This is a genomic window from Pseudomonas sp. TMW22080, from assembly GCF_022496745.1.
Lineage (GTDB): Bacteria > Pseudomonadota > Gammaproteobacteria > Pseudomonadales > Pseudomonadaceae > Aquipseudomonas > Aquipseudomonas bubulae.
This window is the reverse complement of the sequence record NZ_SCFF01000004.1, coordinates 495,508-508,033: the sequence shown is the minus strand read 5'-3', so window position 1 is coordinate 508,033 and position 12,526 is coordinate 495,508. Positions and strand designations below refer to the sequence as shown.

Genomic DNA, 12,526 nt, shown 5'->3' with positions numbered 1-12,526 from the left:
GCTTACCAGGTTTGGGTGGCCTTGAACTTCTCGATACCGGCTTTGATGCCAGCGTCGATTTCGTCATTGAAGTCACCTTTAACGTTGATCTTCGCCATAAGCTCGGCGTGATCGCGGTTGAAGTAAGCAATCAGCGCTTGTTCAAAGCTACCGACCTTGGTGATTTCGACGTCAGTCAGGAACCCACGCTCAGCGGCATACAGCGACAGCGCCATGTCAGCGATCGACATTGGTGCGTATTGCTTCTGCTTCATCAGCTCGGTAACGCGCTGACCATGCTCAAGTTGCTTACGGGTCGCTTCGTCCAGGTCAGAAGCGAACTGGGCAAATGCTGCCAGTTCACGGTACTGAGCCAGAGCGGTACGGATACCACCGGACAGCTTCTTGATGATCTTGGTCTGAGCGGCACCACCCACACGGGATACCGAAACACCGGCGTTCACTGCAGGACGGATCCCGGAGTTGAACATGGCCGATTCCAGGAAGATCTGACCGTCGGTGATGGAAATCACGTTGGTCGGAACGAACGCGGAAACGTCGCCAGCCTGGGTTTCGATGATCGGCAGTGCGGTCAGGGAACCGGTTTTGCCGGTCACTGCGCCGTTGGTGAACTTCTCTACGTATTCTTCGGATACGCGGGATGCGCGCTCCAGAAGACGGGAGTGGAGATAGAACACGTCGCCTGGGTAAGCTTCACGGCCTGGTGGACGGCGCAGCAGCAGGGAAATCTGGCGGTAAGCCACTGCTTGCTTGGACAGATCGTCATAAACGATCAGCGCGTCTTCACCGCGGTCGCGGAAGTATTCGCCCATGGTGCAACCGGAGTACGGTGCCAGGAACTGCAGCGCTGCGGATTCGGAAGCACTGGCAGCAACGACGATGGTGTTAGCCAGCGCGCCGTTTTCTTCCAGCTTGCGAACCACGTTGGCGATGGTCGATTGCTTCTGACCGATCGCTACGTATACACAGAAAATGCCGCTGTTCTTCTGGTTGATGATCGCGTCGATCGCCAGAGCGGTTTTACCGATCTGACGGTCACCGATGATCAGCTCACGCTGGCCACGGCCGACAGGGATCATGGCATCGACAGCCTTGTAGCCAGTCTGTACAGGCTGGTCTACCGACTTACGCCAGATCACGCCTGGAGCAACTTTCTCGACTGCATCAGTCTCGGTGTTGCCCAGTGGACCTTTGCCATCAACTGGGTTACCCAGTGCGTCGACAACGCGACCCAGCAGTTCCTTACCAACCGGAACTTCCAGGATACGGCCAGTGCACTTGGCGCTCATGCCTTCAGCCAGAGTCGTGTATGCGCCCAGTACTACGGCACCTACAGAGTCTTGCTCGAGGTTGAGAGCCATACCGAAGACGCTGCCCGGAAACTCGATCATCTCGCCGTACATTACGTCGGCCAGACCGTGAATCCGCACAATACCGTCAGATACGCTGACGACAGTGCCTTCGTTACGGGCTTGGGAGGTCACATCGAGTTTTTCGATGCGGCCCTTGATAATTTCACTTATTTCGGAAGGATTGAGTTGCTGCATTGCTCTGCTGCCCCTTCAAACTCAAGATTTCAATGCTTCGGCAAGGCTTGCGAGTTTCCCGCGAACCGAGCCATCGATAACCAGGTCGCCGGCGCGGATGATGACACCACCTATAAGGCTGGCATCCTCCGCAACTTGCAGGCGCACTTCCCGGTCGAGTCGTGCACTGAGAACCTTGGCGAGTTTGTCTTGCTGTTCTTGGTTCAATGCAAAAGCACTGGTGACTTCAACGTCTACCGACTTCTCTTGTTCGGCCTTGTACAGGTCAAACAGAGCGGCGATCTCCGGCAACAGCGGGAGACGGTCGTTTTCGGCAACGACGTTGATGAAGTTCTGTGCTTCTACAGTGAACTTGTCGCCGCACACGTCAATAAACGTGGCGGCCTTTTCTGCGCTCGTCAGTCGCGGGGCCTTGAGCACGCGCTGCATAGTGTCGTCTTGCGACACTGCTGCAGCCAGGCCGAGCATGGCTGACCAAGAGGCCAGTTGCTGGTGGGCCTGGGCGTGCTCGAAGGCTGCCTTAGCGTAAGGTCGGGCCAACGTGGTCAATTCTGCCATGATCGCCCTCGCTTAAATTTCAGCAGCCAGTTTAGTAACCAGCTCCGCGTGCGCGTTTTGATCGATTGTGGCACCCAGGATCTTCTCTGCGCCTTCAACAGCCAGGGTACCCAGTTGGGCACGCAGGGCGTCTTTGACGCTGTTCAGTTCCTGTTCGATCTCGGCCTGAGCCTGAGCCTTCACACGGTCAGCTTCAACGCGAGCCTGTTCACGGGCTTCGTCTACGATCTGAGTACCGCGTTTCTTGGCTTGCTCAATGATTTCAGCTGCTTGAGCCTTAGCTTCGCGCAGTTGTTGACCCGCTTTATCTTGGGCCAACTCCAGGTCGCGAGCTGCTCGGTTAGCAGCGTCCAGTCCAGCCGCAATCTTCTTCTGACGTTCTTGCAATGCCGCGATGACCGGAGGCCACACGAACTTCATGCAAAACAGTACAAAAATGAAGAACGCAACGGACTGGCCAATCAGGGTTGCATTAATGTTCACGCCAACACCTCGCTCGTTCGTTGTCCATCACTCTAATCAACTCGAAAATTCGAGTGATTAGCCAGCGAGTTGACCAACGAAAGGATTAGCGAAGGTGAAGAACAGTGCGATACCAACACCGATCATGGTTACGGCGTCGAGCAGACCGGCAACGATGAACATTTTAACTTGCAGCATTGGAACCATTTCTGGTTGACGCGCTGCGCCTTCCAGGAACTTGCCACCCAACAGGCCGAAACCAATTGCGGTACCCAGTGCGCCCAGGCCGATCAACAGTGCAACAGCGATAGCGGTTAGACCAACTACAGTTTCCATCTTTCCTCCCGACTTTTACGTCGTATGGTTTAGGTTTTTAGATTAAAGCGGTAAAACAAAATCATTTTGCGACGCCCTCTCACCCGAAGGTGAGAGGAGCACCAGATTCGCCGAAGCGGATCTTAGTGATTATCTTCGTGTGCCATCGACAGGTAGACGATGGTCAACATCATGAAGATGAACGCTTGCAAGGTGATGATCAGGATGTGGAATACAGCCCACGCCCATTGCAGCACCACGCCCAGACCGCTAAGCCAAAGCAGGCCGCTGCCGAACATCACGGCGATCAGGATAAACACCAGCTCGCCAGCGTACATGTTGCCGAACAGACGCAGAGCCAACGAAATAGGCTTGGCAATCAACGTCACGAATTCGAGCAGGAAGTTCACCGGAATCAGCAGCGCCTGAACAAAAATGTTCTTGCTGCCGAATGGGTGCAGGGTCAGTTCACCGATAAAGCCACCGATGCCCTTGATCTTGATGCTGTAGAAGATGATCAGTGCAAACACCGACAGGGCCATGCCCATGGTCGCGTTTGGATCAGTCGTCGGTACGGCACGGAACGGGAAGTGTTCATCGCCAGTGATCAAGATGGCCAACTGAGGAATCCAGTCAACCGGGATCAAGTCGATGGCGTTCATCAGGAACACCCACACGAAAATGGTCAGCGCCAGCGGTGCGATTACTGCACTGCGACCGTGGAAACTGTCTTTTACGCTGCCATCAACGAATTCCACCAGTACTTCAACGAAGTTCTGCAGTGCGCCTGGCTGACCGGAAGTTGCCTTCTTGGCCGCCATGCGGAATACGAGGATGAAAATCAGACCAACAAACAGCGACCAGCCGAGGGTATCGACGTGGAACGCCCAAAAGCCCATTGCTTTAGCTTCTGCAACGGTGTGGGCAAAGCCCCAGCCGCCATCAGGTAGCTGCCCAAAGGTCAGGTTCTGTAAGTGGTGCTGGATATAGCCCGAAGCGGTTGTTTCTGCCATGGTTGCCTCAAACGCCCTAAGGTCTCGAAAGTGTTGTTCTCATTAGCAGGGGAGCGAACCAACTGACCAGTTGGGTCAGCACGAAGACACCGAATACTGCTAACGGCGCCAATGGCTTCACACCTGCAAACGTCAGCGCGAACAGCACTGCCGTCAAAATTAACTTGCCTGCCTCACCGGCGTAAAACGACCGGACGATGGCTTGCGCTGCTCGGGCGCCGGAAAACCGAAAAGCCCTGTGAGCAAAATACACATTGGGTAGCAAAGCTATCAGGCCTCCGCAGAGTCCTGAATATCCGGCGACGACTCCATGCCATTGCCAGAGCCCCAGAGCAGCCAGCAATAAAACGACAAATTGAGCCAGCAAAACCGGAAAAACCGCCAAGCGATGGAACGGCAAGCGGTTTGGCGTGCGGGTTTCCATCACAACTGCTCCTCAAAGGTCGGCTACCAAAAACAGAAAACTTGGCATAATTTGTGCCGACAAAATGCGCGCAGAGTATAGGGGCGACGAAGCCCCTATTCAACTGTCAGGTAGTGATTTCCGACTGCGCGCTACATGAGGAATTGTTTCAGCGGATGTGAGCAAGCACTCCTTGCAGCTCATCCAGGGAATTGTAACCAATCACTAACTGGCCTTTTCCCTTCTTTCCGTGGCGGATCTGCACCGCAGAGCCCAGCCGCTCAGCCAGACGCTGTTCGAGTCTGGCAATGTCCGGATCGGTTTTAACCGGTTCCGCGGGTTCCTGTTTGCCACTCAACCACTGGCGAACCAGGGCTTCAGTCTGACGTACCGTCAGGCCTCGTGCGACAACGTGTCGCGCCCCTTCAACCTGCTGAGCATCAGGCAAACCGAGCAATGCCCGCGCATGACCCATTTCCAGGTCACCGTGGGACAGCATGGTTTTGATCACTTCCGGCAACGAAATCAATCGCAACAAGTTAGCCACAGACACCCGGGACTTACCCACAGCGTCGGCGACTTGCTGTTGAGTCAGCTGGAACTCTTGCTGCAAACGCTGCAAGGCGACAGCTTCCTCGATCGGATTGAGGTCTTCACGCTGAATGTTCTCGATCAACGCCATCGCAATGGCGGTTTCGTCCGGCACGTCTTTGACCATCGCCGGGATCGTGTCCTTGCCGGCCTGTTGGCTGGCGCGCCAGCGACGTTCACCGGCGATGATCTCAAAGCGGTTACCTTCGATCGGGCGCACCACGATCGGTTGCATCACGCCCTGGGTGCGGATCGAGCTGGCCAGTTCTTCAAGCGCCTGCGGATCCATGTCGCGACGAGGCTGGTACTTGCCGCGCTGGATCAGGTCCAGGGGCAGGTGCTGCAGTTCGCTTTGATCAACCTTGACCGCTTGCTCTTCCAGCGAGCTGACCGTAGGACCACTCAGGAGTGCATCCAGTCCGCGTCCGAGACCTCGTTTCTTGACGGCCATGGAAATTCCTTAAGTTGGCTGAGGCGTGCGGGTAGAACGACGTTGACGACGAACCAGCTCGCCCGCCAGGGCAAGGTAAGCAATCGCGCCACGGGAATTTTTGTCATACGCCAGCGCTGGCATGCCATAGCTTGGCGCTTCGGCCAGGCGGATGTTGCGCGGAATCACGGTGTCGTAGAGCTGCTCGCCGAAGTGTTCCTTGAGCTGCGCCGAAACATCGTTCATCAGGCTCAGGCGCGGGTCGTACATGGTGCGCAGCAGGCCTTCGATCTTCAGGTTCGGATTGAGCAGCTCGGCGATGCGCTTGATGTTATCCACAAGGTCGCTCAGGCCTTCGAGTGCAAAGTACTCGCACTGCATGGGGATAATCACCCCATCGGCCGCCACCAGGGCATTCAAGGTCAGCATCGACAACGACGGCGGGCAATCGATCAGGATGTAATCGTAGCTTTCGCGAACCGGGGCCAGCGCTGTACGCAGACGGCTTTCCTTCATCTGCATTTCGAGCAGCACGACTTCAGCCGCGGTCAAATCGCGGTTGGCGGGAAGCAACTGGTAACCACCGTGCTCGGAGATGTGCATGGCCTGGGCCAGGTCGCATTCACCGATCAACAGGTCGTAGACCGAATTCTCAAGACCGTGTTTATCCACACCGCTACCCATGGTGGCGTTGCCCTGTGGATCAAGGTCAATGAGCAGCACGCGGCGCTTGGTCGCGACCAGCGATGCTGCGAGGTTGATACAGGTGGTGGTTTTACCCACACCACCTTTTTGGTTCGCTATTGCGAATACCTTAGCCATTCTTGCTTGCGTTCCCAATCATGCCGTGCGGCGCAGTATCAGCAGATGGCGTTGGCCTTGGCAACCCGGAACGGTCAAGGCGTGTTCGCCATCGAGACGAAAATCAGACGGCAATGCTACCAGCTCATCGGCCGGATGAACGCCCTTCATTGCCAACCAGCGGGTTTCGCTGTTGCCAAGGTGGCGCGTCCAGTTGCTGAAGTTCTCCATGCTGCTGAAAGCCCTGGAAACAATTCCGTTGAAAGGCTGCTCAGGCTGGAATTCTTCGACGCGACTGTGGATAACTTGCAGGTTATCCAGCTTCAGCTCGAGTTTTACCTGGGTCAGGAAACGGGTTTTCTTGCCGTTGCTGTCCAGGCAGGTCACTTGCGACTCGGGAAACAGGATCGCCAGGGGAATACCCGGCATGCCGCCGCCACTGCCCACATCCAGCCAACGGCCATTTTCGATGAAGGGCATCACGCTCAGACTGTCGAGCAAATGACGCGACACCATCTCGTCCGGGTTACGCACAGCCGTGAGGTTGTAGGCCTTGTTCCATTTGATCAACAGGGCCAGATAACCCAGCAATTGCTGATGCTGATGCTCGGTCAGTGCGACGCCCAGCTGGCGTGCACCTGTGGATAACTCTTCGGCGTGTTGTGCGGTTACCAGCGAACTCAAGCGTTTTGCTCCAACGTGCGGCCAGCGCCGCGCTTTTTCAGGTGAATCATCAACAGGGAAATTGCCGCAGGGGTCACACCCGGGATACGCGAAGCCTGGCCCAGGGTCTCGGGACGTGTTGCGCCCAACTTGCTCTGAATCTCTTTCGACAGACCGGAGATGGTCGTGTAATCGATATCCACAGGCAGCTTGGTATTTTCACTGGCACGCAGACGGGCAATTTCGTCTTGTTGACGATCGATATAACCGGCGTACTTGGTTTTGATCTCAACCTGCTCGGCAACCAGCGGGTCTTCTGCCCCCTGCCCGGTCACTTCAACCAGGCCGGCGTAATCAATTTCGGGGCGGGTCAGCAGGTTGAGCAAATTGTATTCATGGGTCAGCGGTGTGCCGAACTTGGCAGCAATGGCATCACCCTGCTCGGTACCCGGACGAACCCAGGTACTTTTGAGGCGTTGTTCTTCCTGCGCGATGCTTTCGCGCTTGGTGCAGAAAGCCGCCCAACGAGCGTCGTCGACCAGGCCCAGTTCGCGGCCTTTTTCAGTCAAGCGCATGTCGGCGTTGTCTTCGCGCAGGATCAGGCGGTATTCGGCGCGGGAAGTGAACATCCGGTACGGTTCTTGAGTACCCAGGGTAATCAGGTCGTCGACCAATACGCCGATGTACGCCTCATCCCGGCGCGGGCACCAGCTTTCCTTGCCCTGTGCGAGCAATGCCGCGTTGGCGCCAGCCAGCAAACCCTGGGCGCCGGCTTCTTCGTAACCGGTGGTGCCGTTGATTTGCCCGGCAAAGAACAAGCCGCCAATCACCTTGGTTTCGAGGCTGTACTTCAGGTCGCGTGGATCGAAGTAATCGTACTCGATGGCATAGCCCGGGCGCACGATATGGGCGTTTTCCATACCGCGAATCGATTGCACGATCTGGATTTGCACGTCGAACGGCAAGGAGGTGGAAATCCCGTTCGGGTACAGCTCGTGCGTGGTCAAACCTTCCGGCTCGATAAAGACCTGATGGCTTTCCTTGTCGGCAAAGCGATGGATCTTGTCTTCGATCGACGGGCAGTAACGCGGGCCAATACCTTCGATCACGCCTGAATACATCGGCGAACGATCAAGGTTGGAGGCAATGATTTCGTGAGTGCGGGCGTTGGTATGGGTAATCCAGCAGCTGACCTGGGCCGGGTGCTGTTCCTTGTTGCCCATGAACGACATGACAGGAATCGGTGTATCACCCGGTTGCTCGGTCATCACCGAGAAATCCACAGAACGGCCATCGATACGCGGTGGCGTCCCGGTTTTCAGGCGACCGACTCGCAGGGGCAGTTCACGCAGACGGTGTGCCAGGGCAATCGAAGGTGGATCACCGGCCCGACCGCCCGAGTAATTCTGCATGCCGATGTGGATAAGTCCACCGAGGAAAGTGCCTGTGGTCAGAACCACGGCATCAGCCATAAAACGCAGGCCCATCTGGGTCACTACGCCACGGACTTGATCCTGTTCAACGATCAGGTCATCAGCGGCCTGTTGAAATATCCACAGGTTGGGCTGGTTTTCCAGGATTTCGCGTACGGCGGCCTTGTACAGGATGCGGTCGGCCTGTGCACGGGTGGCCCGTACTGCCGGGCCTTTGCGTCCGTTGAGTACGCGGAACTGAATACCGCCTTTATCGGTGGCTATCGCCATCGCGCCGCCAAGGGCATCGATTTCTTTAACCAGATGGCTTTTACCAATCCCGCCAATTGCAGGATTGCAGCTCATTTGCCCGAGGGTTTCCACGTTGTGGGTCAACAGCAGGGTTTTCACACCCATACGTGCTGAAGCAAGTGCAGCCTCGGTTCCGGCGTGACCGCCGCCGATGACGATCACTGCAAAACGGGAAGGGAAATTCACCACGCACCTCGTGCCTGTTACTAGGGGTTTTTTGGATAGACCGCGAAGTATAGGGACTTCGCCCTTCTTAAAGAACCCTTTGCACAAAATTTAACCAGCTGTGGATAAGGGCAAGATAGATAAATAAATAGAGAAGAAATTTATAAAGCTTTGTTTTTATGTTTATTTCTACTGAGGCACCTTTCTGTGGATAGATTGCTACAGGCTATATTTTACGTACTGTACAGAGGATCAAAAGTCTGTGGTTATGCACTGATGAGGGGTTGGGATAAGTGCTTTAAGCCTGTGGGTAAAACAGGTGCTTATCCACAGGTGTGGTTATCTTCAGTTTTCAGACCTACTTACCCACTGACCTGAGGGCCAGTTATGCACAGGGCTTATTCCCGTGTTTGGGTGCTTTCGAGCCAATAAACAGGCAGCCGAAAAACGCTTGAAGGTGCAATCCGGCAAGCGGTCGGACGTTCGGTCAATGATTAATGTGATAAACGGTAGCCAACAGCCCCGTTAGACGGGGCAAAGCAGCCAGCCTGTGGGTGAGGCCATGAGCCTGTGGGTAATTCCGATTGCGGCCAGAAACACATCATCGTGTGAGGTAACGATCAGAGTGCCCGGGTAATGCTTGAGCATGCTCTCCAGGGCTTGAACGGAAGGCAGATCCAGGTGATTGGCCGGTTCATCGAGCAGTAACAGCTGTGGTGGGGATTGTGTATAAAACACGCAGGCCATCGCCGCTTTCAAGCGTTCACCGCCACTGAGCCGATGGGATGGCAGGTTGATACGATCGGCATTGAGGCCCAATTGCGCCAGCCGGGTACGTAATTCTCCTTCACTCAGTTGCCGGTTAAGTGACTGCAACTGCTCAAGAACTGACCGAGCCGGTTCCAAAACGCCCAGGTGCTGGTCGAGGTAAGTGCTGGTGACCAGGGTCCTGGCCTGACCGGAAACAACTGTTAGTTGCCCGGCCAATACCTTGAGCAAGGTCGACTTGCCGCAGCCGTTCGGGCCGGTCAAGGCAATGCGCTGGCCTCGCGTAACGGCAAGATTGATCCTGCGCAGTTGTTGCGCCCCATAAGGCAGGCGGGCCTCTATCAACCCGGCAATTTGAGCCGGCGAGCCAGAGCAAGGCTGCGGCGCAGAGATAAAGATGGCCTGCTGCTCTTCTACCTGATTCGCAGCCTGACGGACCTGCACAGATAATTGCTCGCGAGCCGCATCCTGCTGTACCCGCAACTTACCGCTGCTGGCCTGGCTGCGCTCCTTTTGCCGGCCCAGCAAAATCTTCGCCTGATTGGCGTCAGCGGCCTGTTTCCGGCCACGGGATTGTTTGCGCTCAAGACTTTCTCTTTGCTCACGCAGGGTCTGTTCCTGACGCTTGCGCTCCAGCCGGTATGCCGCCAGCTGTTGTTGCGCCGCTTGCAGTTGCCCGGTTTTGGCCTGTGCATAAAACGAGTAACCGCCGCCGTAACTGGTGAGGCCCTGTGGTGACAGCTCAACGATGCGCTCCATATTTTCCAGCAAGGCGCGATCATGGCTGATAACAAGTAATCCTTCTGGCCACTGCTGCAACTGTTCATGCAGGGCAAGTCGATGCTGGTAATCCAAATGATTGGTGGGCTCATCCAGGATCAACAGGTCGGCTTTCGACAAAAAGGCGCCCAGCAGAGCCACGCGCATGGTTTCACCACCGCTGAGTGCTGATGCAGGAGTCGAAAGGGTCAGGTGTGCAAGCTTGTTGCGGCTTAGCTGATCGAGCAGTTGCTGGCGGATATTCCAGCGTTCGCCCACACAGTCAAAGTCCGCTTGGGCGCTGCTGCCCCGCTCTATTCGCTCAAGGGCGCTAATGACTGGTTGCACGCCAGCAAGCTCGGCAAGGGTGTGATTGGGGTCATGGCTGACGTGCTGCGTCAGGTAATACACCGTGCCATTACGGATGCAGTGGCCGGTTGAGGGCAAGAGATCCCCTGCCATGATGCGCGCCAATATGCTCTTGCCCACACCATTGCGCCCTACCAGGCCGGTGCGGCGCTGGTCGAGATGCAGATCAATATCTGAAAACAGGGAACTGCCATCGGGCAGATGATAAGAAACGCCTTGCAGCGTTACAGAGGTAACGTTAGCCATACGCACTCCAGAGATGCACAGATCTACCCCCTGTTGCAGGGGAATCAAGAACTGGCCGCAAGCATCGCGGCGGCATCAATGGCGCATCGGACTAATACCTCGTGTGAATGTGGATAACTGTAGCAGCTGCCGTAGGAACGATGCTGCGTTCGGCGACGTAGTCGTCGTAAATCCTGAGCTCCGGTTTTAACTGGCACACCACAGTGTCTGATTTTACGACGGCTGTGCCGCCGGACGCAGCCTCGTTCCTACGGCAGCTGCTACGAGGGTCATTTACCGATACAGAAGCTGGAGAAGATCCGCCCCAGCAGGTCATCCGAACTGAATGCCCCGGTAATTTCGCCAAGGGAATGCTGTGCCTGGCGCAAATCTTCGGCCAATAGCTCCCCGGCGCCCGCCAGGGTCAGTTGTGCCCTGCCATGCTCAAGTGCCTTGCTGGCGTGCTGCAATGCCTCCAGATGGCGGCGGCGTGCGCTGAAGCTGCTCTCCGAGGTCTGCTCATAGCCCATGCAGGCCTTGAGGTGTTCCCGCAGCAGGTCCAGGCCTTCTGTAGATCTGGCACTCAGGCTGATGGTGACATGGCCATCTTCACTGACTTCAAGGGCTACATTCTCACCGCTTAGATCCGCCTTGTTGCGGATCAAGGTCACCTTCGCCGGATCCGGGCGTTGTTCAAGAAACTCTGGCCACAGGGCAAACGGGTCATCAGCTTCCGGTGCCGTGGCATCAACCACCAGCAATACCCTATCAGCTTCACCAATGGCCTTGAGTGCGCGCTGCACGCCAATTTTCTCAACCTGGTCATCGGTGTCGCGCAGACCTGCGGTGTCGACAACGTGCAATGGCATGCCATCGATGTGGATGTGTTCGCGTAACACATCACGGGTAGTACCCGCGATTTCGGTCACGATCGCCGCTTCACGCCCGGCCAGGGCATTGAGCAGGCTCGATTTTCCAGCATTGGGCCGCCCGGCAATCACCACGGTCATGCCGTCGCGCAGCAAAGCACCCTGGCCGGCTTCGCGCTGTACGGTGGATAACTCTTCACGAACCTTGTCGAGCATACCGAGCACATGGCCATCGGCGAGGAAGTCGATTTCTTCTTCCGGGAAATCAATCGCTGCTTCGACATAGATACGCAAACCGATCAATTGCTCGGTCAAGTTATGCACACGTTGAGAGAAAGCACCCTGCAAGGAACGTAATGCGTTACGCGCAGCCTGTGCAGAACTTGCCTCGATCAGGTCGGCAATCGCCTCGGCCTGGGCCAGGTCGAGCTTGTCATTCAAAAAGGCCCGCTCGCTGAACTCCCCCGGACGGGCCAAACGGCAGCCCAACTGGATGCAGCGCTGCAGCAGCATATCCAGAACAATCGGACCGCCGTGGCCCTGCAGTTCAAGGACGTCTTCGCCGGTAAAGGAGTTGGGCCCGGGGAAGTAGAGTGCTATGCCTTCATCCAGCACTTCGCGGTTGTCGCCGTAAAAAGGGCCGTAATGGGCATAGCGCGGTTTTAGTTCGCGTTCGCTGAACGCTTTGGCCGCAACACGGGCGAGTGGGCCGGAAATACGTACGATCCCCACACCACCTCGGCCTTGGGCGGTCGCTACTGCAGCAATAGTCTCTGCCGGAACACTCATAAAACAGGCCTCAAAACAAAAGTGACGGATAGCAAAACGCCCCACTAGGGGGCGTTTTGAGTGGTGCGTATCAGA

The 12,526-nt window shown here is 56.2% G+C and carries 12 protein-coding genes; all 12 read right to left on the bottom strand.

What is annotated here, in order from left to right; genetic code table 11:
- Positions 1-2 precede the first annotated feature (2 nt).
- A complete protein-coding gene (gene atpA / locus EQV96_RS16605) occupies positions 3-1,547 on the bottom strand; it encodes a F0F1 ATP synthase subunit alpha (RefSeq protein ID WP_086799496.1) in 1,545 nt (514 codons plus the stop codon).
- A gap of 21 nt (positions 1,548-1,568) precedes the next feature.
- Entirely contained in the window at positions 1,569-2,105 is a 537-nt protein-coding gene (locus EQV96_RS16600) for a F0F1 ATP synthase subunit delta (RefSeq protein WP_016782875.1), read from the bottom strand.
- Between the two features lie 12 nt (positions 2,106-2,117).
- Complete coding sequence (locus EQV96_RS16595; protein ID WP_094999573.1) at positions 2,118-2,588, bottom strand: F0F1 ATP synthase subunit B; 471 nt, start codon at positions 2,586-2,588, stop codon at positions 2,118-2,120.
- A gap of 57 nt (positions 2,589-2,645) precedes the next feature.
- Positions 2,646-2,903 (bottom strand): F0F1 ATP synthase subunit C, encoded by a 258-nt coding sequence (gene atpE / locus EQV96_RS16590; protein WP_002555987.1) that lies wholly within the window; start codon positions 2,901-2,903, stop codon positions 2,646-2,648.
- A 122-nt stretch (positions 2,904-3,025) separates the two neighbouring features.
- The gene (gene atpB, locus EQV96_RS16585) at positions 3,026-3,895 is read right to left on the bottom strand and encodes a F0F1 ATP synthase subunit A (RefSeq protein WP_086799500.1); all 870 of its coding nucleotides are present in this window, start codon (positions 3,893-3,895) and stop codon (positions 3,026-3,028) included.
- Between the two features lie 16 nt (positions 3,896-3,911).
- The gene (locus EQV96_RS16580) at positions 3,912-4,319 is read right to left on the bottom strand and encodes a F0F1 ATP synthase subunit I (protein ID WP_003437994.1); all 408 of its coding nucleotides are present in this window, start codon (positions 4,317-4,319) and stop codon (positions 3,912-3,914) included.
- A gap of 148 nt (positions 4,320-4,467) precedes the next feature.
- Positions 4,468-5,340 (bottom strand): ParB/RepB/Spo0J family partition protein, encoded by an 873-nt coding sequence (locus EQV96_RS16575; RefSeq protein WP_094999574.1) that lies wholly within the window; start codon positions 5,338-5,340, stop codon positions 4,468-4,470.
- A 9-nt stretch (positions 5,341-5,349) separates the two neighbouring features.
- Positions 5,350-6,141 (bottom strand): ParA family protein, encoded by a 792-nt coding sequence (locus EQV96_RS16570; RefSeq protein ID WP_094999575.1) that lies wholly within the window; start codon positions 6,139-6,141, stop codon positions 5,350-5,352.
- An 18-nt stretch (positions 6,142-6,159) separates the two neighbouring features.
- Positions 6,160-6,804, bottom strand: coding sequence for a 16S rRNA (guanine(527)-N(7))-methyltransferase RsmG (gene rsmG, locus EQV96_RS16565; RefSeq protein WP_094999576.1), 645 nt, complete (start codon positions 6,802-6,804; stop codon positions 6,160-6,162).
- Positions 6,801-8,693, bottom strand: coding sequence for a tRNA uridine-5-carboxymethylaminomethyl(34) synthesis enzyme MnmG (gene mnmG, locus EQV96_RS16560; protein ID WP_016782869.1), 1,893 nt, complete (start codon positions 8,691-8,693; stop codon positions 6,801-6,803). Before mnmG ends, rsmG begins: the two co-directional genes overlap by 4 nt.
- A gap of 504 nt (positions 8,694-9,197) precedes the next feature.
- A complete protein-coding gene (locus tag EQV96_RS16555) occupies positions 9,198-10,814 on the bottom strand; it encodes an ABC-F family ATP-binding cassette domain-containing protein (RefSeq protein WP_240882196.1) in 1,617 nt (538 codons plus the stop codon).
- Between the two features lie 269 nt (positions 10,815-11,083).
- Positions 11,084-12,451 (bottom strand): tRNA uridine-5-carboxymethylaminomethyl(34) synthesis GTPase MnmE, encoded by a 1,368-nt coding sequence (gene mnmE, locus EQV96_RS16550; RefSeq protein ID WP_094999578.1) that lies wholly within the window; start codon positions 12,449-12,451, stop codon positions 11,084-11,086.
- Positions 12,452-12,526 lie beyond the last annotated feature (75 nt).